A 20,373-nucleotide genomic window follows, 5' to 3' on the forward strand; every position below is an offset into this window, starting at 1 on the left:
CAGCCGCGTCGACGAGTCGCAAGCGCAAGCCCATGGGCCCGCCCTATTGGGCGCATCTCGATGAGAGCCCGGTCGATTATCGCGAGGCGCGGTACGGTCTTGACGAATGCGCCAGCGACGATGCCGTGTTTGCCCGATCGCTGCGCGGCTGCGCCGGGTGGCTGGCGCGGTGACTGGCTTCGCCGAACTGTGGTTCCGTTCAAAACACAGCAGTTTCGCACAAGCCGGAGGCGGCCGTTGCGCTTACAATGGGCCATCGCGGGCATCCCGGCTGCTGATGGGGGCGTCCGCTAACCGTTCGGCAGGGACGTCTTCGGAAGAATGTCTGAGTTCACCCGCCGCCTATATGGCAGATTGCAGGAAACGGCCCTGCTCACCGACGCGATCACGCGGGTCCGGCAGAGTCGACAGTCGGAACTCGTGCTGATTTCCGGTGCGCCGGGCATCGGCAAGTCTACCCTGGTGCGCCGCGCCCTGGCGTTGCCGGGAGCGGCGGCCTTTCACATCGCGTCCGGCAAATGCGAGCTGGCGCCTGCTGCGACCACCAGCGCGATCGTTCAGGCTGTCCGCGCGGTGCTGGACGCACTGCTCGTCGCGGATCATCCGACGTTCAACAGCGTGGCCGAGCGCATCCGTGACGCGCTGGGCGGGCAGGGCGGGGTGGTTGCCGGCCTGATGCCCGAAGCGGAGGCGATCCTGGGCACCCGCGGCGGCCCCGCGATACTGCCGGCGGCGGCGCTGAAGGAACAGCTCCAGCAAAGCCTGGCCGCGTTGATCCGGGCGATCGCCGCCGGAGATCGCCCGCTCGTGCTGTTCCTCGACGACCTGCAATGGGCGGACGCCCTGACGCTGGGCGTCCTGACGCATTTGTACTCGGTACCCGCGGCCAATATCCTGATCGTCGCGACGTTCCGGAACATGGCGGACCAGCCCGCCATGCCCCTCCCGCAAAGGGCGGACGTGCTGCCGGTGACCAGGATCGCACTGGCGCCGATCAGCGCGGCGGCCACCGCCGAACTGCTGAACGAGGCGCTGCCGATCGCGCCTGCGGACCTGACCGCGCTGGCGACGGCGGTGCACATCCGATCGGAGGGCAATCCCCTTTATATCGAGCATCTGCTGCGTTCGATGGGCGACGCGGCGGATGTCGGCGCCGGGCCCGTGCAGGGCGGCGAGGATGATGGGCTCGCCAAGCTGGAGGGCGATGTCCTCGCCTTCATGCGTCACCGCCTGAAGCGCCTTCGTCCCGAGGAGAAGCGCCTGCTGCGCATCCTGGATCTGCTGGGGGGCAGTGCCACGACGGCGTTGCTGTCGGCGGCGCTGCAACGCCCGACGGCAGCGGTGACGCAGACCGCCACGACGCTCATGTCCTTCGGCCTGCTGAAGCCGGCCGCCCAGGGCGTCGCCTTCGCGCACGATCAGGTCCTGGAAGCGGCACGGCTGCTCAACCGGTCGAGCCGGCGGCCGCAGCAACATGCGCGCCTGGCGCGACTGATGCTCCGCCGCTTCCAGCGGGGCGAGGAGACGCTTGCTGCCGTTGCGGCGCAGGCGTTGGGCGCGATCGCCGGTGAGGGCGCACATCTGTTGCGCCCGCGCGACCAGCTGCGCTTTGCTCGTCTGCTCCTCCATGCCGGCCGCGAGAGCCTGCGCACCGGCCTCGTGGACGAAAGCGCCGCCCATATCGAGGGGGCGGCGCAGCTCCTGCGCGATCACGGGCGCGAACGCAGGCCCAAGCTTGCGGCGGCGATCGAACTGCTGCGGGCGGAGAGCCTGCTGGCGCGAGGCCTGATGCAGGCGGCGGAGGCCACGGTCGCGGATCTGGTCACACAGGATCTCTCGCCGTTGCAACTGGGGCAGGCCTATCGGTTGCTCGCGACGCTGCGGACGATGCAATCCGATTATGAAGGTGCGATCGATGCGGCGCTCGAAGGGGTGGCGCTGTTGCGCCAGCCGCTCGTCCGCAGCCCCTCCGAAGCGGATTGCAGCCGCGCCTATGAAACCGTCCGGGCGTTGGTGCAGGAAGACCCGGCACACCAGCTGCGCGCATTGCCGCTGTCGAAGGACCCGGTCCTGAAGGTGACGACGTCGCTGCTCTCGGCGCTGATCGTGGCGACGTTCTCGGGCAGCGATCTGCTGTTCACCCATGTCGCAAAGATCGTCGAACTGACGGTCTCGTCCGGGATCACCCCGCACTCCGCTTATGGCCTGGCGTGGTATGGCGTGATGATCGCAAGCCGATATGGCCGCCACGAAGATGGCCTCGCCTACGCCCAGGCTGCCTTGGAAATCGTCGACAGACACGGCTTCGAGGAGCAGCGTACCGCCACGCTTCTGGCGCTCGATCAATTGGCGCCCTGGGTCCGCCCGTTCGATCAGGCACTGGAATATGCCCGGCAGGCCATCGGTACGGGCCGCGCCACCGGGGATGCGGCCATGTCGTGCTACGCGAGAAACCATGTGGTTTCCGATCTGCTGCAGATGGGCCGGCCGCTCGTCGAGGCGCAGGGAGAGGCCAGCCAGGGAATCGCCCTGACCCGGCGCTTCGGGTTTCGCGACATCGAGATCCTGCTGCTCGCGCAACTGCGACTGATCGAGGCATTACGGTGCGGTACCGCGGTGGATATCGTGGTTCCCGCCGATGAGGCGATCTCGGCATCGACCTCGTTCTGGATCGCACTCTACCGCGGGATCGAAGCCTATCTGTTTGGAGACTCTGCCTCGGCGCGCGCGCTGCTGACGGAAGCGGAAACCGTGGCCTGGGCGCTTCCTGCGCATATCGACCTGGCCTATCTGGCCCTCTTCAAGGCGCTCGCCCATGCGGACACTGCCCATGCGGTTGAGGCCTTGGCACTGATCGAACCCGATCGCGCGCGGCTGGCGCGCTGGGCAGCGCTGAATCCGGAAACCTTCGGGCACAAGCTGCAATTGGTTGAGGCCGAGATGGCGCGGCTTCGGGGGGAAGGGCTTCAGGCGCTGCGCCTGTATCACGGCGCAGCGGCGGCGGCGGGGCGCTTCGTTCACGAACGTGCGCTCATTCAGGAGCGCGCCGCCCGCCATTGCCTGGCCGAGCGCTTGCCGAGCCTGGCGGAAAGCCATCGCCGATCCGCCGCCGCCGACTATCGCGCCTGGGGAGCGGAGGCAAAGGCCCGGATGCTCGCCACCGATGGGCGGGACTCCCCCGCAGTGCCGACTCCCCGAACGATGTTTCCATCGCCGGAAGAGGTGCTGGCATCGATCGGCGTCGTCGCGAAGGCGGGAACCATCGAACGGTTGTTGCCCCTCGTGCTCTCTTCCCTGATGACCCATGCCGGTGCGTCGGGCGGCATTCTGCTGCTCCTCCATGACAACGAACCGATTGTGGAGGCAATCGGCGTCCGTCGCGACGATGGGCTGGTGGTGGAACGGGCGCATGCGATCGCGACCGAGGATTTCCTGGCCGAGGCCTTGCTGTTCCGCCTGTTGCGCCTCGAAACGCCGACGCTTCTGGAGGGGCCGGGCGACCGGACTGCGACCGCCGGCACCGCCTTGGGATGCCCGTTGATCGTCGATGGCCGCAGTCTTGGGAGCATCCATCTCCGCTTCGCCGGCGCAACGATTGATCCGCGCGATATCGATCTGGGGTTGATCGGCAGGTTCGCCGATCAGGCCGCTGCCTGGATCGCCGTGGCCCAGCGCAACGCCTGGCTTTCCACCGAAGCCGAACGCCAGACCCGGTCCGGCGAGGCGCTGCGCCTGGCGCGGATCGAATTGGCGCGGACCTCGCAGCTTGCGATGATGGGCGGGCTGGCTGCGTCTATCGCGCACGAAGTCAACCAGCCGCTGGCCACGATCATCGCCAGCGCGGATGCCAGTATGCGGTGGTTGGGCCGCGATGTGCCGGACATTCCGGAAGCGGTGGCAGGGTTGCAGGGTATCCGCGCCGGCGCACGGCGCGCGGCGGATATCATCGCTTCGCTGCGGTCGCTCGCCCGGCGGGATAATGCGACGCTTGCGCCGATCGCGCTCGATCCGCTGATCGAAGACGTCGTCCGCATGACGCAGGCCGAAGTCGATGCCCTGCATGTCGCGCTCCGCTGCCAGCTTCGTGCGGCGGAAGCGCAGGTGCTGGGAGACCGCGTGCAACTGCAGCAGGTGATGCTCAACCTCATCACCAATGCGCTCGATGCCCTGTCGGATGTGCGGGAAGCGGATCGGCGGATCGCGATCGAAACCGAACTGGCGGGCGATGCACTGCACGTCCGGGTCGCAGATTCCGGCCATGGCATTCCTGCGGCGGTGCGGGAGCAGATTTTCATGCCGCTCTACACCACCAAGGGAAAGGGGATGGGCATGGGCCTCGCCATTTGCCGTTCGATCATCGACGTGCACGGCGGCGTCCTGTCCGTCGACACAGCCGACGGCGGTGGCACGGTCTTTCGCTTCAGTCTTCCCGTACATTCGCTTCAAGCCGGGCCGCCGTGATCGGACTTCCGGGCGCTGCCCGGCATGACGGTGGCCTTGGTGCCATCCACCCATCGCATTGGTCGCGCGAACGACGAAAAATCCCTCGGCAGCCCTCCGCCGCCAAATGCGCAAATGGTCTCTAACTACGTTGATACGATTCGGGTGCCGCCGCGTTTGGCTAGTCGAAGTCGCTGAAGCTCGACACCTCTTCCAAATGCCCAAGTTTCTCCGTTAGCGCATTTACAAAAGCCGATTATCGAGACACGTTCATATTTGTCGGATAAATTCCGACGCGATGAATGGAGAGCGATATGCTGAAGAAGGTTGCTACCATTTTTGTAGCGATGGTTATGCCGACTGCAGGCGTTATGGCAGCGGACATCTCCGCTTGCATCAGATCCTGTGAGATGGTCCGGAGCCGCAACCGGCAATCCTGCATGAATTTCTTCGCGGACCAGAACAGGTATACGGCCTGTCTCTCCGATGCTGACCGAGTCTACGAAGCGTGTACCGGGCGATGCTATTCGTCGGGCGGATGATATCGAAGAGGCGTGGCATGAGATGCCATGCTACGCCTCGCTTCTCGGTCGCTTGCTTTGAAGATGGTACCGCGCAACCGATGATCGGTGCTGGAAGCGTCGGCTGCCGCTAATCGTGGCGGGATTTCAGCCGGCGGGAAGCTCTGGCTTTCCTGCCTTCCGCGCCGCGCCCCTTCGGCAGCATATACTCGCAGGGGGGCAGAATGTGAGAGCTTTAAACTGTGAGGACCGGTCGTAACCGGCCCCGACAACAGCAGATGGCTCCCCGAGTAGGATTCTGTCTTCACCTTGTAACCCCTTGATAATACATTTATTGATGGGATGGGAATTCCAATGGAGCCCCCATTTGGGCCCCCCGGCCTTTGATCAGTGATGACTGGCGGTGCGGGTTCGGGCATCCTTCCAGGCCTCAACTTCGCTCTCCCACCAGCCGGTGCAGTTGGGGCTGAGTTGGACCTTGGCGGGGAACTCGCCCCGGCGGTGCAGACGGTTGATTGTCGATTCGCTGAGCTTCAGTTCGCCGACCAAGTCGCGCATCCGCAGGAAGCGGCCCTTGCTCCTGGGGGGCTGGCTGTTGCGTGCTATGATGGGGGTCATTTCGGACATCGATCTGCTTTCGAGTGTTTTGGCCGGCGAGCGGCGCATTAGGCTGATGTTGGGAAGAGAGTGGGTTGCTCGCCCACCAAAGGCTGGGCCACTCCGCGCGCTATCGGCGGCGTTCGCGCACGATGTTGCCGATCGCGATCATGAGCAGGGCGAGCATCACGCCGATCGTGAGAACGCCCAAGCCAGCCGTTCGTACTTGGGTGCGGAGGCGCGGTCCGACGAGCGGCACCATGAGCTTCGGGGAACGCATCGTCAGATCCCCAGCGCTTGCTTGTAGGTTTCCAGCAGCATTTCCGCCTCTTCGCGGTGGTGCGTTTCCAGCTTTCGAAGGCGGACGATGGTGCGCATCGTCTTCACGTCGAAGCCGGTGGATTTCGCCTCTGCGTAGACATCGCGGATATCGCCGCTGATGCCCTTCTTCTCTTCCTCAAGGCGTTCGATCCGTTCGATAAGCAGCCGCAGCCGCTCGGCAGAAACATTGTCGCTCATGGGTGCTTTCCGGGTTGGCCGATCATCACCTGCAGGCCGGGGCCATCGGTGGTCGCATCGGCGAGGAATAGAAGGCCGGTTGAAGCGGCCAGGCCGATCAGGAAGATCAGGCTGATCGAGGCCGCACGGTGGGAGGGGCGGGCCTCCGCCGGATTGCTGCACGCGCCGCAGATGCAGTGCGAGGCATGGAGCCGCTGGGAGCGGGTGGCGCGGCCGGGGTGCTGCGCACGCAGAGGGGCAGCGCGGTACCCATCGCGGAGGGGAATGCGCCGGATCATGCCGCGCGCGGCCTCACTTTGGCTTTGGTTCGCGCCGCCCTAAGCCGCCCCTTGCGCCGATCCGCCGCTGCGCTGGCGGCCTCGCCCAGTCGTAGAAGGGTGCGCTGGTTGAACGGGAAGGCGGCGCGTAGCGCACGCAGCACGTCTCCGCCGATCGGCGCCTGATCCGCTTCGACCAGGCGCACCCATTCCGCCCGCATGAGAAGGCTGACCGGCGGCGTGGTGCCGATCCTGCCGGCGACGTCATCAACGGATAGCCCCGCTGCTTCGCGGCGATGGCGGAGATAGGTGCCGGGAGTAGTGGCCATGTGGCGTCCTTTCCTTTCTTGGGCAGCAGAAATCCCTTCCCGGAATCGGGGGCTCCGGGCTGGGCGGGTGGTGGTGGTTCGGGCCGGCGCGGTGCCGGCAGGGATCAGCCGGTCACGAGGTCGGCGGCGACTCTGTCGTCATTTGCAGGCTCCGGCGGCGCGTCATCATTGGCCGGTTCGCGCCACTTGCCCACCGGCAGGTGCAATGCGGGGTTGGGCTTCATGCCGCGCACGACGAAGCGCACCGCGATGATCTGCGCGACGAATGCGCACCCGCAATCGTCATTCTCGCAGAGCAGCCGCGCCTCACGGATGGTGGGCGTGATCTGTTCGCTGGTGCGGCAGATGACTGCTGATCCGCACTCTGGGCATGTGAAGGAAAGGCGTCGTTTGACGGTCATCGGGAGCCCCCCGCTATTTGCTGCGGCCCCGCGCCGCGGCGAATCATGGCGCGCAGCCGGCGCGCGATCGTTTTGGTGGCCTGTTCCAGCTCGGCTGTTTCCGTCATTGCGCGCAGCACATGGGTGCGCGTGGCCGCGGGCCGCGCGGCGACCAGCGAATGTTCCACCGCCTCGCCAAACTCCTTAGAAGCTTTGGCAAGTTCTTCGACTAGCGCCTCGCGACACGGCTCGACGGCGATCGCGCGGCCTTCGGTGGCAGCCAGGTAGATCGCGAGCAGCGGCAGACCATCGCCACCCGCGTCCGCAAAGGCGAGATCGAGCGCGAGAGCTTGGGCCAGTGTGGGCGTGGTCGCCATATCGGGATCGGACCATTTGTAGATGGTACGTTCGCCCACGCCTGCGGCACGCGCGGCGGCGGCGATGCCCAGATGATCGGCGATCCGCGTGACGGCGGCGGACCAGGTGCCCGGAACACGCGCCTTCGTCATGCGGGTTGGCCCCGATCGAGCGGGGACCGTCCATGGGGAAGGATGGGGCTCCGGTCGGCCAAAGCCGCCGTAGCCTCCGCCGCAGTGCGACCCGCGGGGCTATCGGAAAAGTTGTAGGCGTTCGATGACACCGGGGTATCGCACGCGACCACGCGCGGTGCATGGCTTAAATGGAGAGTGTCGGGATAGAGGTCTGGGCGGAGGAGCGAGCGAGAGACGCCCGTAGCGCGTTCAACACTTAAAACATGTTCGGCTGGGAGGCGCTTGCCTTTGGTGAGCCACTTCCAAACTGCCGCCTGCGATACCGCGCAGATGCGCGCCATAGCGGATTGGGATCCTGCCACTTCCGTGGCGAGGCGCAGAGCGGTTTGCGGATTGACGGTTCGAGCCATAAACGCCGTCTAAAACTAAGGTGGTAGATGGTCAACCCGTAAAGTTTTGTACCGCTCTACAACCCAAGGTGTAGCGTCAGACCATGTTCTCCGCCGAAAGGTTCCGATCTCTTCTCGCTGAACGCGGGATAAGCCAGTCAGAACTGGCGCGACGCGTGGGCATCTCGCAAACAGCCGTCAACAAGCTGGCGACCGGCGGCGCGTATGGAACCAAGCACATCCATCTGATTGCGCGTGCCCTGCGCACGTCTCCGAGCTTCCTTCTCGGTGAAACCGATGATCCTTCGCCGGACGCCCCGATTATCGAACCGGAACGCCCGGTCCAGTTTGTCACTATGCAGGTTGCGCTCCCTAGTGAGGACGCGCTTGCCGCGATGTTCCGGGCCATGCTGCGCATCCTCCCGGAGAACGCGACAGAGGACGAGCGCGCTCAAATTCTCGCTCGGCGTTTGCCAGCAGCTCTTTCGCAGCTTCGAGATCTCGCGCCGTAGCCCGGTGAGGGTGCAGCGCCCGATCCCGGTGCAGCTGCTCCAATTCCCGCCATAGATCATCGCGCAATGCGGCGAACACGGCGCACGAAACTTCGCACGTCGCGCACCCATGTTCGCATCCCGGCGTCAATCGTCGTACTTCCTTACACATTAACGCGCCCCTTGGCTGAAATGTTCTTTGTATGTTCTATTATCGGGGGGCTGACTGTGTAGGAAAGGGAAAACTTTTCGGGTATTTCATCGGGTTATTGGGACGCGTTCATGCGAAATGTCCCGGGGTGTGACGGTGAGATACGGCGCGGTTCGCCTTTGGCGATCAGCACCGCCAGCTACTTCAGGGGCGGGAAAGGCCGATCGACTTGGTGCAGGTTGCGAAGATGACGTGCGCTGGATCCCACCGGGCAACATAGGACGCGTTGCCAGTGGTGATTTGATGGCAACTTAGATCGCGACCATTCACGCGCACGCTCGCCAAGGTGCGGCCATAACGATCGAATCCGAACCTTCTGATTTCGGCCTGGCCCCGGATTGCCAGCGTGAGGGCGGTCTTCGCCTGCCATGGATCGCCCGACACGCACCGTCGGCCGCGCCGGCAATGGCCTGGCAGCTCCGGTGCGTCGATACCTACCAAGCGGATGCGTTCTCGCCCGCAACGGAGGGTGTCACCATCGATAGCAATGAGAACGCAGGCAGCGGCAAGGATCATCATCGCTCCCGCTTTCACCGTTCCTCGGCCCGTCGCAAGCGGGAGATCTCATTTACGAATCGTTCTTAAAGCGGTGCGAACTTCGGAAGGGACTGGGACGAAGCCGCCGTTGCAGATCGATTGAGCCCTAGGCGACTTCTGTCACTAGGTGTTTGATCCCACAGTGAGGTGGTACGCTGGACCAGCATGAAGCGCGGGAGGAGCTATGGGCCAGGTTCTACACGGCAGCGCCCGAACGACGGAGGCAGGGGTAACCGAAATCGCCGCTTGAATCCATATGATGGGCCCGGGCGGAGCGCCGCCGCTTGAATCTGTTCGCTCAATGTTCTACATCCTGGCGCCGAGCTGAGGCGATTTTCCCGTTGCGTCCAGCCTTGGCTTGCGTCTTATCGTGTGACGGGGAGTTAGAAGCGGATGCATCAATCGACTCTGTGGAGCGTCGGCGACCGCAGCAACCTAATTTCGGGGTCAATCGACGCCGCGCTCGAGATCGGCGCCTATGAGGCGCTGTGGTGCGAGCATAACGCCAGTTTCAAATCCATCGCCGAGCGGTTTCGCGGCTCGCCTGGCTCGCGCCCCTCGCATCTGGTCCCGGAGACCCAGGCTCGGGAAGTCGGCAGCCGCGTGCTCGCCAAGCTGCGCGAACGTACTCGACAGCGTTTCGACATCCGCATTCACGGCGAATGGGAATATCCCGAGCGCCTCCGCGATGCCGCCGATCCGGTGGAGTTGCTCTACATCCAGGGCGATTGGGACCTGGTGACTCTGCCGGCGGTGGCGGTGGTGGGCACCCGCAAGCCGTCGCCGCTCGGGATAGAGCGCACCCAGACGCTTGCCTATCGGCTGGTCAGGGACGGCTTCACGGTGGTCTCGGGGCTGGCCGAAGGCGTGGACACCGCCGCGCACAGCTCGGCGATCGCGGCCGGCGGCCGCACCATCGGAGTGATCGGCACGCCGCTCGGCAAGGTCTATCCGAAGGCTAATGCGGCGCTGCAGGAGCAGATCGCCCGCGACCATCTGCTGATCAGCCAGGTCCCGGTGCTGCGCTATGACGCGCAGGATTTCCGCTCGAACCGGTTCTTCTTCCCCGAGCGCAACAAACTGATGTCGGCACTGACCCAGGCGACTATCATCGTCGAGGCGGGCGAGACGTCGGGGACACTGGTGCAGGCCCGCGAAGCGCTGCGCCAGGGCCGTAAACTCTTCATCATGAACAGCTGCTTCGAACGGAAGGATCTCACCTGGCCGGCCCGTTTCGAGGAACAGGGAGCGATCAGGATCCACAGCTATGCCGACGTTAGACGCGAGCTGGTCTCCGCAGATACGGAAGATCGGTGATCTCGAGCGTCAGGACCATTGGTACCTGACGGCCGAACATGAATGCTACTTTTTCGGCGAGTATACCGCTCGCGGCGGGTACAGTCACAGCTCGACCAACCAGATCATCACCAACATCAAGAAGAAGCCGAGCCTGCGGCATACGCAGCAGTGGCAGTACAAGGTGCGCGACATGTCGCGGGTGGCGGCGGCGATCCGGGGCGCGATAAATCCGCAATCCTATGGGATCGTGACGCTGGTGCCGATCCCCCCGTCCAAGTTGCGAACCGATCCCGAGCACGATCCACGCATGGCGGAGATCGCGCGGCTGGTGTCACCGAACGCCAATGTGCGCGAGTTGATCGAACCGATCGCCGCACGGCAGCCGCAGCACGAGAGCGAGCAGCGGCTCGATCCAGACCAGCTGCGCGCGACGCTGACCATAGTGGAAGCGCAGTGCGCGCCCGCGCCGCAGAACATCATCCTGATCGACGACGTGATCACGACGGGCTGCAGCTTCGTCGCATGCCGCCGGCTGCTGCAGGACCGGTTTCCGGGGGTACCGGTCTGGGGAATCTTCGCCGCTCGCCGCGCCGTCGACCATTCGGCCGATTTCGAGGCGTTCGGCAGCCTCGGCGACCTCTGAGGCAATCGCGATGGCTCATGCCCATTTTTTGGGCACTTCGATGAACAGTTGGGAAGCGCTAGACGTCGGCTTTTGGAAAAAGCTGCCTTTGGAGGCGCAGCCGACGAACGTCACATTCTGGTCGTGGCCAGCCTCCCCTCGAAGGTATTAGTGGCTTTCGCCTACTGAGACGGAACCGCCGACCAACTGATGGCCGGCGGCGTATGTGGATCAGTACGGAATTGGAGCGGCGGTGAACGCGCGTCCTTCGTCGCCTGGCTTCATCACGGCAGATCGGCCGGACACGAGGATCGAGCCCAGCAGCGCTGCTGCGGTGTTGCCCTTGCCCTCCTGGCGGTGGACGCCAGTCAGCGCGTACTCGGTGCCGCGCACCTGCACGGTACGAAACGCCACTTCGAACTTGCCGGATTTGCCCCCGATGGCTTTGCCGGTCTTGAAGGTGATGTCTCCGCTGACCATCGATCCGCGTGGGATAACAACGGCGCCCTGTTCGGTGATATCGCCGATGGTGACGAACTTCACCTTGCTGCCGACGTCGATCTTTTTCGAGCTGATCTCTTCTGCCGGGGTCACGACAAGCAGCGTGTTCGCCGGCATGGTGCGGCTGGCCTGTGCCGGAGCCACTGCCGCTGCATCTTGTGCGGACGCAGAGACAGAAGTTGCGGCCAAAAGGCCGCAAATCATTAACTTCAACATAAATGCCCCTCCTATGCGCAAATTCGCAGACACATTTAAGCAACAATGTGCTTTCTCGCCAAGGGGATTGAAGTTTCTAGGGCGCAAAAGGTGGCTCCGCAGCAATAACCCCTTGTTTCAAGACGAGACTATGTGCGTGGAAACAACCGAAATGGTTATAAATATGATTGAATATCAGGCTGAAAGAGCCTTCTGCAAAGGAATGAAGCAAAGGATTTCAGCTAGAGAGGCGGCCATCGGCGCAGTCCTTTCGATCCGCGATGCGATCGAAGTGTGCGAATCACTCGGGCTCGGCGCGGCTGCCTGCCATCTCCAGTACGGCGTGGACCTTGTTCTTTTTGCGATTGGTAAAGATCGCATCCCTCCGCATGACTCCCCACCCGATCCTGTTCATGGCAATGATCCAATGTGGACCTATCAAGCATTGGGGGGAGGATGTGGTTTCGAATCGGGGCCTATCAGAACGGCAAGCGGCGTGCCTGGAACTGGTCGCGCAGGGGATGTCGTCTAAGGAGATCGCGCTTCAGATTGGGATCTCGCCTCGATCGGTGGACGCATATGTCACGACCGCGATGGAGAAGCTGGACGCCCCAAACCGCCGAGACGCTGCGCGAAAATACCTCTCCCAGAAGGTACCGCAAAAATTACCATCGCAATCGGAGCCGGTTGCGGCGCCTGCCGAAACGACGAAAGGTGCGGGTGGGACGGGGCTGGCGTGGCTGAATCACGCCTTGTTCCCGATCCCGATGGGAGGATCGGCCAACAACCTGAGCATGTCGGAGAAGCTGCTATATTCGACAAGGATTGCCCTTGCCGGTCTGGCGACACTGCTTGCTATCGCGACAACGTTCATGGGGCTTCTGGCCATCCTCTGAAGATTATCGACTGCAACGCGAACAAACGCGCCGGCCGCTGCCGGTGCGATCAGGGGAGCTTTGTCCATGCACGATTTCAATACCGGTGCTGCCATGGTGATCGCGGCCGATCTTCGCACGACCTTCGCCTCCGTTGACAGCGCTCTGGCGAGCGGTGCGCGCCTGTTAGGTACCATGCTGGAAACCGCCCAGACGTCTAACCTGACTGCGACGGAGCGCCAGCGATTGCTGGACAATGTTACGGACGGGCTGCGCAACGTGGTGAAGGGGCGCGGTGACATGGTGGAAGCCATGAAGCGGATGACGGTGCTGAAGCGCGGCAGCAATCTGGAAACCGTGGACGTGGGCTGTGACAACCCGCTTCCCGCGAGGAAGGCGAGTGAGTTTTTCATCAGCGCGGACGCGGCCAATACGGCCGTGGCCGTATAAGCCGAACGTGCTAGTTGGCGTGGTCCGGTGCCGTTGATGGAGTGCGCCTGGCCATGCTGATCGTGTACCTCTATATTTCGCTGGCCTTTATCTGTTGTGGCGCAGCTGCCGTGCACGGCGGATGGGAGGGGCGGCTGGCTGGCGCGCTGATCATGGCTGTCATCCTGGCCGGACGCGTGGTTGGTTCCGTCGATCTGGAACTGGCGACCTCGCCCTGGTTCAAGCTTTGGCTGGACGGCGCGTTGCTGGTGGCGTTCGTGGCGATCATGCTGGTCAGTCGGCGATGGTGGCCGATCTGGATCGTCGGTCTGCAGGGAAATGGCGTCCTTGCGCACCTCTCGGCGATCCTGATCCCTGAGCATACCCCGGTGATCTATCGGGTGCTGGAAAGCTTTTGGGGCGTGCCGATGGTGCTGGTGATGGCTGCAGGCGTGATGATGGATCACGCCGCGCACCGATCCGCCCATAGCCGCACCTGATCTTAACGGAGAAACATCATGGGCGATCTGCGTCGCATGAGCACGCTCGTGCGGATGCTGGCGGATGAAATTCATCGCGCGGAGGACTTGTTCGCCAGCGATACGTCCGCTGCCGAAATCGAACAGGATCTGCTGCCCGATACGCCGGCAGTCCAACCTATCGAGAGTCTGGCGAAAGCGGCCCGCCGCTATGCTCGGTTGCGGCAGAGGCGCGCGGCGCTGTTCACGTCTGATTTGTTCGCTGACCCAGCGTGGGATATTCTGATCGACCTGTTCGCATCCGAGCACGAGGGCAGGAAGGTGGCCGTGACGAGCGCCTGCTTGGCCTCCGCCGTGCCATCTACCACGGCCTTGCGCTGGCTGAGCCTGCTGGAGCGTGAGCGCCTGGTGGAGCGGGTAGGGGATGCATCGGACAAGCGCCGATCCTTTGTCCAACTCACGCGGCCTGCCGAAGAGTCTATGGCCGCGTGGTTCGGGCTGATGGTGGCGGAATGGGGTTCCGAAGGCGAGTCGCCATCTGGCCGTCGACAGGCCTAGCGCTCGCCGCTTGGGGCATTGCCTTTGGATGATAGTTCCAACTTGATCGCCGTCGTAAACCCGCCTCGGTTGTCGAGCTGGTGATCAACCTCCGATACCAGCCAGGGCTGGGCATCGATCTCCGCCTTGAAGCCTTCCGCCGTGGCGGGCAGCTCGGGGGACACGTCGGCGCGGCCGAGGGACAGGGTAAGGCCAAGGCTGCGCGGGGCGCGGCCCGCGCGCTTCGATTCGGCGGTGGCGGCGCGGCGCGCCTCGGCTTCGCTGGCATAGACGCGGGAGAGCTTCCGCTCGGCACCTTCGCCGCTGCCCACTTCCACCTTCCGCTTCCGGGCGCCTTTGCGGTCGTGCCATTCCGCCACCACCTTGCCGGCGGCTTCGCGCTTTTCGACGCGGTAGCTGTGCCGATCGCCGTCGCGGCGGCGAATGGTGATGCTGGGCAGCGGCTTGCCGGTAGCGGTGATGCCCGCGCCGATCGGCGCGAAGATCAGGCAACCCGCCTTGATCGTGGCCACCGCGTCATGCTCGCGGCCGAGCCGACGCAAAAAGGCGATATCGCTCTCGCGCTCCTGCGACAGCGCCTTGACCGCGATCGAGGCCAAAGCGGGGGCGCATCGCGCCTTCAGCTTGTTCCGGCCCGCAACCGTCTGGACGACGGCGCCGATCGTCGTCGCGTGCCAGCTCTGTTCGCGGCGGGTGGTGAGGCTGCTCGCAAAGTCGGCGGCGCTGGCCCTGATGATCACGGTATCGGGCGGCCCGGAATGCTCCACCTCGTCCACCTTGAACCGGCCCTTGTCGACCAGCCCGGTCGTGACCCCGGCGCCTGCCTTCCAACCGATCTCGACCGTAAGCACCGCACCCCCTGGGGGCAGGGCGAGCTTGCCGTCGCTGTCATCCAGCACCAGGTCGAGCTGGTCGGCATCGCCGCCGCGCTTTTCGCTGATACGCAGGCTGATCAGGCGCGGCCGGATCTTCGGCGAAAGATCCTTGCCGTCGAGCGTGATGCGGAAATCGGCCACGGCCGTCATTCGGCGGCGTCCGGCGCTTCCAGCAGGTCGATGCCGAAGTCGATCTGGCGCGGTTGTCCGTTGGGCAGGAAATGGCGGTGCCGCTCGTCGATCGCGGTGATCACGAAATTGCCCAGCACATTGCCCAGGGCGTCGACCAGCGGCCAATCCTCGCCCTCGGCCGCCATTTCGATCAGCTGGTCGAGCGAGACGCGGCCGTCCGCCAGCTCGACATGCGCGCTGCCGGACAGGCTGATCGTTTCCAGATCCGCGCCGACGAACTGGATCGCATCTTTGGCGCCGATGCGGCCATTGCTGGCGAACCGCCAGGCGTGCTTGTGCTGCAGTTCGTCATAAGCAAGCGTGTCGATCGCGAAGACGAACATACCGAGGCTCAACAGCTTCACAGGTCATCTCCATCCGGCCGATCGGCCATGGAGCCGCGGCGGCCGGTGCCGATACTGTTGCGGAGCAACTGTTCCAGCTCGGCGCGGATCAGGCGCGCGAGATCGCGATCGGACTGGCCGGGCTGCTGCTGGATCACGATCGCCCCCGCCGCGATGGTGATCGCGGGCGGCGGCGGCGGTGCGGCGGCAGCGCTGGGCTTGGCCGAAGCAGCGGCAGGGGCGGCACCGGCGGCCAAGGCCGCCGCCATGGTGGCGACCAGCCCGTGCAGGCGCCGCACCTGCTCGCTGCGGAGCGCCTGCAAGGCCGCCATCGGCACCGCATGATCGGCGGTTTCCCGACGCGCCGGCAATTGAAGCAACGGCGCGGGTGGCAAGCCTGGCGGTTGAGCCGCCATGGCAGCAGTGAGGCGGTTCGCCAGATGGTCGATCCGCTCGACGGGACGGTCCTGATCGCGCGCGATGCCCTGATCGAGGCCCTGCATCATGAACCCGCCAAAGGACGCGAACAGGCGGGAAGGGGAGTTAATGTCGAGCTTGCTTTTGAACCAGTTGGCGGCCGAGGAAGCGGCGCCGACGATCGTGTCCCGGAGCTGCCCCAGCATTCCGGTGATGCCGGTAATGATGCCGCGCACGATATCCCCGCCGGCCGCGACCATGCGTTGCCCGAGCGGCCCGCGCAACCAGGCGAGCAGGGCCGTGAAGCCCTGCACGAACAGGCCGAGCGGACTGAAATTCAGGAGGATGCGGCCGACGAACTGGATCGCGGCCCCGATGGCGGACTTGATGCTTTCCCCCAAGCCGGAGAACCAGGTGCCGATCGCTCCCCAATTTGCGTAGATGGCGTAGATGGCAGCGCCAAGGGCAAGGACGCCAAGGACCACGCCACCGACGATGCCGATCAGCGGCAGCACCCCGATCCCCAGGGCGGTGGAGACGGCGGCCAAGGCCGCAAACGGCGCGACCAGGCCGGCGATCAGGATGGCGCCGCCGCCCAGGACCAGAAACAGGGCCGCAAATGCCGCGGCGCCCATTAACAAGCCCTTGGTGAGACCCGGATTGGCGGCGGTCCACTTTGCCACGCGATCGGTGAAGGCGTTCGCCTGTTCCAGCACCGCGTTGACGGCGGGCAGTAGCTTGGCGCCGAGCGTGATGCCCAGCGTGCTGGCGTTGACCTGAAGGCGTTTGGTCTGCTCGGCCGAGTCCTTCATGCGCTCGACGAAATCGCGATCGGTGGTGCCGCCCGCCGCCAGCGCTTCGGCGCGGATGCGGCGATACTCCTTCATATTGGCGATCAGCGGGCGGAGGCCCTGCTGCACCTGGGCATCCTCGAACAGGTTGCCCAGCTTCGACATATCCCCCTTGAGCGTTTTGTTGGTCAGCTCGGCAATCGCCTCCAGCGGGGTTTTTCCTTCCGCGTAGAGCTTCTTCAGCGCCTTGGGCAGATCGACGCCCATCTTGTCGAAGGCGCGAACGGTGGCGGGGGAGCTGATCTTCTGCAGCACGTTCTGCACATTGGTGGCGGCGCTGGCGGCATCGCCGGCTCCTTTCCGCGCGATCTGAAGTGCGGCGGACAGATCTGCCACCGCGCCCACGCCGTGCTGGCCAAGCCCCTGATAGCCCGCGCTCAGGGCTGGGAAATACTGGGCCATATCCTTCATTTCAAAGGCGCCGGCCTTGCCGGCCTGCGCCATAATGTCGATCGCGCGGCCGGTCTGCTCGATCGGCACCTTGAGATTGTCGAGATTGGCGAAGCTCGCCGCCGCGAGATCGGCGATCTCCGCCTTGTACGCGGTGGCGGCGCGGCCGATCGGCGCGATCATCTGGGTAGCCTTGCGGGGATCGAGGCCGAAGCCGCTCAGCACGTCGACGCCCTGCTGCAGACTTTCGGGCAACTGGTTGGCGGCACGGGCCGCGACCAGCAGGCCGTCGCCCATCTTCGCGGCCTGGGCGCGGGTCAGGTCCGCCTTTTGGGCGATGTCCGTCATGCCCGCTTCGAACTGCTGTGCCGACGCGACCGCGCCGAGCAGCGGCGCGCCCATCGCGCGGCCGGTCTCGATCGCCGAGAAGCCGCTGGCGGCCATGCCGGCAGCGGTGCCCTGCATGGCGCCGAAGCGCTCCCGCGCGGCGCCAAGCCGGCGGGCGCGGTCGCTGGCGTGTTGCAGCCGCCGGGTCTGTTCTTCCAGTTCGCCGTTGGTGCGGGCGATGGCCTGGCGCAGATTGCGCTCGTGCTGCACCAGGCCACCGGCACTGAGGCCGGCTTCCTGCATCCGCGTGCGCAGGCGTTGCAGTTCGGCACTTTCGCTTTCGTGGCGGGCTTTCAGTTCGGCGGCCGAGCGCTTGGCGGCATCAAACTCGCGCGCGAGTTTGCGCGTCGGCGTGTCCGCCGCCTGCATCTGGCGCGCCAGCTCGCCAACGCGGGCACGGGTGCTGGCCAGTTGATGCTCGGTGCCGCGCAGATCGCCCTTCAGCGTGCGGAAGGCTGCCAGGTCGGCCTGGGCGCGGTTGAGCTTCGCAAGCTGGTCGCGGGTATCCTGCAGCGCGCGGGCGGCGCGGCCCGAACCGCTGGCGATATCACGCAGGGGCCGCGACACCTTGTCGCCTGCCTCCAGCAACATGCGGATGCGGAGGTTGCGTTCCATCTTCAATCCTCGACGCCGTTCATGGCCTTTAGCCGGTCGATCGCGCGGGCGTGCCAGCCCATCAGTTCAGGGAGCGCCATGTCGCTCATGACGGGCGGCGGCCAATGAAAGACCGCCGCCACATCCGCCATCACGTCTTCTACGTGGTTGGGGAGGCCGGCTTCGCAGCCTTCGGCAGCAAAAAATCGACAACCTCGGTGCCGAACTGCAGCATGTCGTTGGGCGCCATCGCGGCGGCCAGCGGCTTGTGAAGGATCGGCATGGTGATGCGCGGCGCCAGCGTCTCCAGGGAGGCAACGTCGAGCTGCAACAGACTGTTGAGCGCCAGGCCGCGCATCTCGCCCGAACCGGGCTTGCGGACAGCGATGATGGTGCCGGCGGCGATCACCTCCTTGCCATCGATCTTGATCGGGTCGTCGAGGGTGAAAGTGCGGGTGATAGCGGACATGGGGAAGCCTTTCGATCAGAGGTGTTGGTGCGGGGGTGCCAATCAGGAAATGGCAGCGGTGATCGCCGCGAGGCGGTCGACACCGCCGACCCGGTGGACGCCGTTCAGTACGTCGATCTCGATGAGTTCCTGATTGTTCCAGTCGAGCCGGTAGTAGACGGGTGCGAACTTGCATTTGAATTCGCCGCCGTCACCGATCTTGGCCTCGCCAAAATCCATCTCTTCGTAACGCCCGCGCACCGTCACCTCGATAACGTCGACGTCCCCAGACGCTTCATTCTGCCAGGCACCGGAAAATCGCAGATAGGAACCGGCCAGGCCTGGCAGGGCTTCCTGCAACAGGATCGAGCGTTCCGGGCCGCCGAGCGTGAATTCCATTTCCAGGGCTTCGGCGCCCATGTCGAGCTTGACGGCGCGATCCATGCCGGCACCACGATAGTCTTCCAGCTTGCGGGTGAGCTTCGGCAAGGTGACGCTGGTGGCAATACCCTTGAAGGTATTTCCTTCCGAGAAGAGGTTCATGTCCTTGAGCTTGCGGGGGATGGCCATGGTTCAACCTTTCAATTCTGGTGTGGGAAGGGCCTTGATCAGGCGGCGACGGCGGCCGAGAAATCGGCGAAGTAGCGGTCGGTGATGCGCTGGGTGAGGCCGAGATTTTCGAGCGGCGGGACCGGGGTATAGTCATAGTCGATCTGCAGCTTGCCGGCGCTCAGCTGGTCGATCGGGTTACGGTCGGCATCGAACCAGGCCTTGCCGCCGAGGATCTGGCCGGCCAGCTTCATCGCGCGCAGTTCGCCGTTGATCGTCTCGACAATGTCCTTGGCCAGGCTGGGGCGTAGCGGCTTGTCGATCGCCCACATCATGCCGTTGCCGATGGTATCGAGCATCACCTGGGCGGTGCGCGTCGCGCTTTCGAAGGCGAACAGCGAATCTTCCGAACAGGTGCGCGATCCCCAGATCCGGAAGCCGCCGCCCGCCCGCACCAGCGCCGAGACCTGGGCGGCGTTGAGCAGATTGGCCTCGCAGCCGGAATCCTGAATATCGAACTGGATATCCTTGGTGAGGCCGATCACGCCGTCCACCGGGACGTTGCTGATCGTCTTGTGCCAGCCCTGTTCCTTGTCGATGCGGGCGCGCAGGCCGAGCGCGCGTGCGACGCCGTAGCTCACCACCGGATCGCCGCCCGCAGGATTGACCGCATAGAAATCGGGATAGACGAGCATCAGCTCGCGCGCGGAGAAGCTCTTGCGGTACGCGATGGCGGCGCTGGTGTCGCCGCCGGTCGCCGCCGCATAGGCCATCGCCCGCAGCTTCTTCGCGACCGCGATAAGCGCCGTGGTGACCGCCTGGGTATCGAGGCCGGGACAGCCAAGGATACGCGGCTTCACGCCGAGCTGCGCTTCGGCAGCGAGCAGCGCCTGCATTCCGGTCTTGATGCCCTGGGCGGTGGTGGTGCCGATCACATTGGCCGCCAGCTCGCCTGCGTTGGCGCCTTCGGCGACGCGCACGATCACCGTCGGACAGCGCACCTGATCGGCGATAGCGCGCACCGCGACAGGGCCGGTGCCCGTGGTGCCCAGATTGGCGAGCGCCGCATCCGGATCGGTGACCAGCACCGCCTTGTTGAGGGGGAAGGCGGCGGCCTGGGCGGCGGGCGCGGTTACGACCATGCCGATCACCGCCGTTGCCGCGCTGATCAGGCTGCGCGGGCCGCTACTTTCTTCCTTGATGGTGATGCCGTGCTGAAAGGCCATG

The 20,373-nt window shown here is 64.8% G+C and carries 27 protein-coding genes and 1 pseudogene; 11 read left to right on the forward strand and 17 right to left on the reverse strand.

Features of this window, described 5'->3' with window-relative positions:
• Window positions 1–32 precede the first annotated feature (32 nt).
• On the forward strand, window positions 33–173 hold the full coding sequence (locus DD559_RS19900) for a hypothetical protein (protein WP_165831137.1): 141 nt from the start codon (window positions 33–35) through the stop codon (window positions 171–173).
• A gap of 148 nt (window positions 174–321) precedes the next feature.
• On the forward strand, window positions 322–4,461 hold the full coding sequence (locus tag DD559_RS17720; RefSeq protein ID WP_116470334.1) for a trifunctional serine/threonine-protein kinase/ATP-binding protein/sensor histidine kinase: 4,140 nt from the start codon (window positions 322–324) through the stop codon (window positions 4,459–4,461).
• A gap of 887 nt (window positions 4,462–5,348) precedes the next feature.
• Here DD559_RS17720 and DD559_RS17730 read toward each other — a convergent pair.
• The 8 genes from DD559_RS17730 to DD559_RS20490 all read right to left on the reverse strand — a co-directional run bounded on the left by DD559_RS17730 (window position 5,349) and on the right by DD559_RS20490 (window position 7,944).
• Window positions 5,349–5,579, reverse strand: coding sequence for a helix-turn-helix transcriptional regulator (locus DD559_RS17730; RefSeq protein ID WP_165831138.1), 231 nt, complete (start codon window positions 5,577–5,579; stop codon window positions 5,349–5,351).
• A 109-nt stretch (window positions 5,580–5,688) separates the two neighbouring features.
• Window positions 5,689–5,838 carry a hypothetical protein gene (locus DD559_RS19905; RefSeq protein ID WP_165831139.1) on the reverse strand — a complete coding sequence of 50 codons (150 nt, stop codon included), beginning with the start codon at window positions 5,836–5,838 and terminating at the stop codon, window positions 5,689–5,691.
• A 2-nt stretch (window positions 5,839–5,840) separates the two neighbouring features.
• Window positions 5,841–6,077 carry a DUF2312 domain-containing protein gene (locus DD559_RS17735; RefSeq protein WP_116470337.1) on the reverse strand — a complete coding sequence of 79 codons (237 nt, stop codon included), beginning with the start codon at window positions 6,075–6,077 and terminating at the stop codon, window positions 5,841–5,843.
• Complete coding sequence (locus DD559_RS17740) at window positions 6,074–6,355, reverse strand: hypothetical protein (RefSeq protein ID WP_116470338.1); 282 nt, start codon at window positions 6,353–6,355, stop codon at window positions 6,074–6,076. The genes DD559_RS17735 and DD559_RS17740 overlap by 4 nt, the downstream gene beginning before the upstream one ends.
• Entirely contained in the window at window positions 6,352–6,663 is a 312-nt protein-coding gene (locus DD559_RS17745; RefSeq protein ID WP_116470339.1) for a helix-turn-helix domain-containing protein, read from the reverse strand. The genes DD559_RS17740 and DD559_RS17745 overlap by 4 nt, the downstream gene beginning before the upstream one ends.
• Window positions 6,664–6,767: 104 nt before the next feature.
• Window positions 6,768–7,064: an ogr/Delta-like zinc finger family protein gene (locus DD559_RS17750; protein WP_116470340.1), complete on the reverse strand. Its 297-nt coding sequence runs from the start codon at window positions 7,062–7,064 to the stop codon at window positions 6,768–6,770.
• The gene (locus DD559_RS17755) at window positions 7,061–7,552 is read right to left on the reverse strand and encodes a hypothetical protein (RefSeq protein ID WP_116470341.1); all 492 of its coding nucleotides are present in this window, start codon (window positions 7,550–7,552) and stop codon (window positions 7,061–7,063) included. The genes DD559_RS17750 and DD559_RS17755 overlap by 4 nt, the downstream gene beginning before the upstream one ends.
• The gene (locus tag DD559_RS20490) at window positions 7,549–7,944 is read right to left on the reverse strand and encodes a transcriptional regulator (RefSeq protein WP_116470342.1); all 396 of its coding nucleotides are present in this window, start codon (window positions 7,942–7,944) and stop codon (window positions 7,549–7,551) included. Before DD559_RS20490 ends, DD559_RS17755 begins: the two co-directional genes overlap by 4 nt.
• A gap of 83 nt (window positions 7,945–8,027) precedes the next feature.
• Here DD559_RS20490 and DD559_RS17765 point away from each other — a divergent pair, with 83 nt between their 5' ends.
• Complete coding sequence (locus DD559_RS17765) at window positions 8,028–8,435, forward strand: helix-turn-helix domain-containing protein (protein ID WP_116470343.1); 408 nt, start codon at window positions 8,028–8,030, stop codon at window positions 8,433–8,435.
• 334 nt (window positions 8,436–8,769) lie between these two features.
• On the opposite strand, the gene DD559_RS17770 is transcribed toward DD559_RS17765, so the two are convergent.
• Window positions 8,770–9,144, reverse strand: a complete 375-nt coding sequence (locus DD559_RS17770; RefSeq protein WP_116470344.1) for a thermonuclease family protein — start codon at window positions 9,142–9,144, stop codon at window positions 8,770–8,772.
• Window positions 9,145–9,555: 411 nt separating this feature from the next.
• On the opposite strand from DD559_RS17770, the gene DD559_RS17775 reads away from it, so the two are divergent.
• Entirely contained in the window at window positions 9,556–10,479 is a 924-nt protein-coding gene (locus DD559_RS17775) for a DNA-processing protein DprA (RefSeq protein WP_116470345.1), read from the forward strand.
• Window positions 10,430–11,104: a hypothetical protein gene (locus DD559_RS17780; protein ID WP_116470346.1), complete on the forward strand. Its 675-nt coding sequence runs from the start codon at window positions 10,430–10,432 to the stop codon at window positions 11,102–11,104. Before DD559_RS17775 ends, DD559_RS17780 begins: the two co-directional genes overlap by 50 nt.
• 210 nt (window positions 11,105–11,314) lie before the next feature.
• On the opposite strand, the gene DD559_RS17785 is transcribed toward DD559_RS17780, so the two are convergent.
• On the reverse strand, window positions 11,315–11,800 hold the full coding sequence (locus DD559_RS17785; protein ID WP_133243855.1) for a hypothetical protein: 486 nt from the start codon (window positions 11,798–11,800) through the stop codon (window positions 11,315–11,317).
• A 13-nt stretch (window positions 11,801–11,813) separates the two neighbouring features.
• Between DD559_RS17785 and DD559_RS20205 the strand changes: the two genes are divergently transcribed.
• From DD559_RS20205 to DD559_RS17805, 6 genes and pseudogenes are all read left to right on the forward strand, one after another.
• Complete coding sequence (locus DD559_RS20205) at window positions 11,814–12,311, forward strand: hypothetical protein (RefSeq protein ID WP_240610323.1); 498 nt, start codon at window positions 11,814–11,816, stop codon at window positions 12,309–12,311.
• Window positions 12,301–12,354 (forward strand): annotated as a pseudogene (locus DD559_RS20420) (hypothetical protein); the annotation flags it as partial. The gene DD559_RS20205 and the pseudogene DD559_RS20420, both read left to right, overlap by 11 nt.
• A gap of 18 nt (window positions 12,355–12,372) precedes the next feature.
• Entirely contained in the window at window positions 12,373–12,675 is a 303-nt protein-coding gene (locus tag DD559_RS20210) for a hypothetical protein (protein WP_240610324.1), read from the forward strand.
• A 66-nt stretch (window positions 12,676–12,741) separates the two neighbouring features.
• Complete coding sequence (locus tag DD559_RS17795) at window positions 12,742–13,104, forward strand: hypothetical protein (protein WP_116470349.1); 363 nt, start codon at window positions 12,742–12,744, stop codon at window positions 13,102–13,104.
• A gap of 53 nt (window positions 13,105–13,157) precedes the next feature.
• Window positions 13,158–13,583 (forward strand): hypothetical protein, encoded by a 426-nt coding sequence (locus DD559_RS17800; protein ID WP_116470350.1) that lies wholly within the window; start codon window positions 13,158–13,160, stop codon window positions 13,581–13,583.
• Window positions 13,584–13,601: 18 nt separating this feature from the next.
• Entirely contained in the window at window positions 13,602–14,120 is a 519-nt protein-coding gene (locus DD559_RS17805) for a helix-turn-helix domain-containing protein (RefSeq protein ID WP_116470351.1), read from the forward strand.
• Here DD559_RS17805 and DD559_RS17810 read toward each other — a convergent pair.
• From DD559_RS17810 to DD559_RS17845, 7 genes are read right to left on the reverse strand one after another with little or no spacing between them, the layout of a single operon-like run.
• Complete coding sequence (locus tag DD559_RS17810) at window positions 14,117–15,145, reverse strand: contractile injection system protein, VgrG/Pvc8 family (protein WP_116470352.1); 1,029 nt, start codon at window positions 15,143–15,145, stop codon at window positions 14,117–14,119. The genes DD559_RS17805 and DD559_RS17810 overlap by 4 nt on opposite strands.
• Window positions 15,142–15,531, reverse strand: a complete 390-nt coding sequence (locus DD559_RS17815) for a phage tail protein (protein ID WP_116470353.1) — start codon at window positions 15,529–15,531, stop codon at window positions 15,142–15,144. The genes DD559_RS17810 and DD559_RS17815 overlap by 4 nt, the downstream gene beginning before the upstream one ends.
• Window positions 15,528–18,170: a phage tail tape measure protein gene (locus tag DD559_RS17825; protein WP_240610325.1), complete on the reverse strand. Its 2,643-nt coding sequence runs from the start codon at window positions 18,168–18,170 to the stop codon at window positions 15,528–15,530. Before DD559_RS17825 ends, DD559_RS17815 begins: the two co-directional genes overlap by 4 nt.
• A gap of 2 nt (window positions 18,171–18,172) precedes the next feature.
• On the reverse strand, window positions 18,173–18,301 hold the full coding sequence (locus tag DD559_RS17830; RefSeq protein WP_116470354.1) for a GpE family phage tail protein: 129 nt from the start codon (window positions 18,299–18,301) through the stop codon (window positions 18,173–18,175).
• An 8-nt stretch (window positions 18,302–18,309) separates the two neighbouring features.
• Complete coding sequence (locus tag DD559_RS17835; RefSeq protein WP_116470355.1) at window positions 18,310–18,618, reverse strand: phage tail assembly protein; 309 nt, start codon at window positions 18,616–18,618, stop codon at window positions 18,310–18,312.
• Window positions 18,619–18,660: 42 nt separating this feature from the next.
• On the reverse strand, window positions 18,661–19,167 hold the full coding sequence (locus DD559_RS17840) for a phage major tail tube protein (protein ID WP_116470356.1): 507 nt from the start codon (window positions 19,165–19,167) through the stop codon (window positions 18,661–18,663).
• Between the two features lie 38 nt (window positions 19,168–19,205).
• Window positions 19,206–20,372, reverse strand: a complete 1,167-nt coding sequence (locus DD559_RS17845) for a phage tail sheath subtilisin-like domain-containing protein (protein ID WP_116470357.1) — start codon at window positions 20,370–20,372, stop codon at window positions 19,206–19,208.
• Between the last annotated feature and the right edge of the window lies 1 nt (window position 20,373).

It is taken from the genome of Sphingomonas pokkalii, assembly GCF_003096275.1.
GTDB lineage: Bacteria > Pseudomonadota > Alphaproteobacteria > Sphingomonadales > Sphingomonadaceae > Sphingomonas > Sphingomonas pokkalii.

Bases quoted from the DNA above. Each gene is read 5' to 3' on its own strand.
- DD559_RS19900 (WP_165831137.1), top strand. From the start codon at position 33: ATGGGCCCGCCCTATTGGGCGCATCTCGATGAGAGCCCGGTCGATTAT.
- DD559_RS17720 (WP_116470334.1), top strand. From the start codon at position 322: ATGTCTGAGTTCACCCGCCGCCTATATGGCAGATTGCAGGAAACGGCC.
- DD559_RS17730 (WP_165831138.1), bottom strand. From the start codon at position 5,579: ATGACCCCCATCATAGCACGCAACAGCCAGCCCCCCAGGAGCAAGGGC.
- DD559_RS19905 (WP_165831139.1), bottom strand. From the start codon at position 5,838: ATGCGTTCCCCGAAGCTCATGGTGCCGCTCGTCGGACCGCGCCTCCGC.
- DD559_RS17735 (WP_116470337.1), bottom strand. From the start codon at position 6,077: ATGAGCGACAATGTTTCTGCCGAGCGGCTGCGGCTGCTTATCGAACGG.
- DD559_RS17740 (WP_116470338.1), bottom strand. From the start codon at position 6,355: ATGATCCGGCGCATTCCCCTCCGCGATGGGTACCGCGCTGCCCCTCTG.
- DD559_RS17745 (WP_116470339.1), bottom strand. From the start codon at position 6,663: ATGGCCACTACTCCCGGCACCTATCTCCGCCATCGCCGCGAAGCAGCG.
- DD559_RS17750 (WP_116470340.1), bottom strand. From the start codon at position 7,064: ATGACCGTCAAACGACGCCTTTCCTTCACATGCCCAGAGTGCGGATCA.
- DD559_RS17755 (WP_116470341.1), bottom strand. From the start codon at position 7,552: ATGACGAAGGCGCGTGTTCCGGGCACCTGGTCCGCCGCCGTCACGCGG.
- DD559_RS20490 (WP_116470342.1), bottom strand. From the start codon at position 7,944: ATGGCTCGAACCGTCAATCCGCAAACCGCTCTGCGCCTCGCCACGGAA.
- DD559_RS17765 (WP_116470343.1), top strand. From the start codon at position 8,028: ATGTTCTCCGCCGAAAGGTTCCGATCTCTTCTCGCTGAACGCGGGATA.
- DD559_RS17770 (WP_116470344.1), bottom strand. From the start codon at position 9,144: ATGATGATCCTTGCCGCTGCCTGCGTTCTCATTGCTATCGATGGTGAC.
- DD559_RS17775 (WP_116470345.1), top strand. From the start codon at position 9,556: ATGCATCAATCGACTCTGTGGAGCGTCGGCGACCGCAGCAACCTAATT.
- DD559_RS17780 (WP_116470346.1), top strand. From the start codon at position 10,430: ATGCCGACGTTAGACGCGAGCTGGTCTCCGCAGATACGGAAGATCGGT.
- DD559_RS17785 (WP_133243855.1), bottom strand. From the start codon at position 11,800: ATGTTGAAGTTAATGATTTGCGGCCTTTTGGCCGCAACTTCTGTCTCT.
- DD559_RS20205 (WP_240610323.1), top strand. From the start codon at position 11,814: ATGCGCAAATTCGCAGACACATTTAAGCAACAATGTGCTTTCTCGCCA.
- DD559_RS20210 (WP_240610324.1), top strand. From the start codon at position 12,373: ATGGAGAAGCTGGACGCCCCAAACCGCCGAGACGCTGCGCGAAAATAC.
- DD559_RS17795 (WP_116470349.1), top strand. From the start codon at position 12,742: ATGCACGATTTCAATACCGGTGCTGCCATGGTGATCGCGGCCGATCTT.
- DD559_RS17800 (WP_116470350.1), top strand. From the start codon at position 13,158: ATGCTGATCGTGTACCTCTATATTTCGCTGGCCTTTATCTGTTGTGGC.
- DD559_RS17805 (WP_116470351.1), top strand. From the start codon at position 13,602: ATGGGCGATCTGCGTCGCATGAGCACGCTCGTGCGGATGCTGGCGGAT.
- DD559_RS17810 (WP_116470352.1), bottom strand. From the start codon at position 15,145: ATGACGGCCGTGGCCGATTTCCGCATCACGCTCGACGGCAAGGATCTT.
- DD559_RS17825 (WP_240610325.1), bottom strand. From the start codon at position 18,170: ATGGAACGCAACCTCCGCATCCGCATGTTGCTGGAGGCAGGCGACAAG.
- DD559_RS17830 (WP_116470354.1), bottom strand. From the start codon at position 18,301: ATGGCGGATGTGGCGGCGGTCTTTCATTGGCCGCCGCCCGTCATGAGC.
- DD559_RS17835 (WP_116470355.1), bottom strand. From the start codon at position 18,618: ATGTCCGCTATCACCCGCACTTTCACCCTCGACGACCCGATCAAGATC.
- DD559_RS17840 (WP_116470356.1), bottom strand. From the start codon at position 19,167: ATGGCCATCCCCCGCAAGCTCAAGGACATGAACCTCTTCTCGGAAGGA.
- DD559_RS17845 (WP_116470357.1), bottom strand. From the start codon at position 20,372: ATGGCCTTTCAGCACGGCATCACCATCAAGGAAGAAAGTAGCGGCCCG.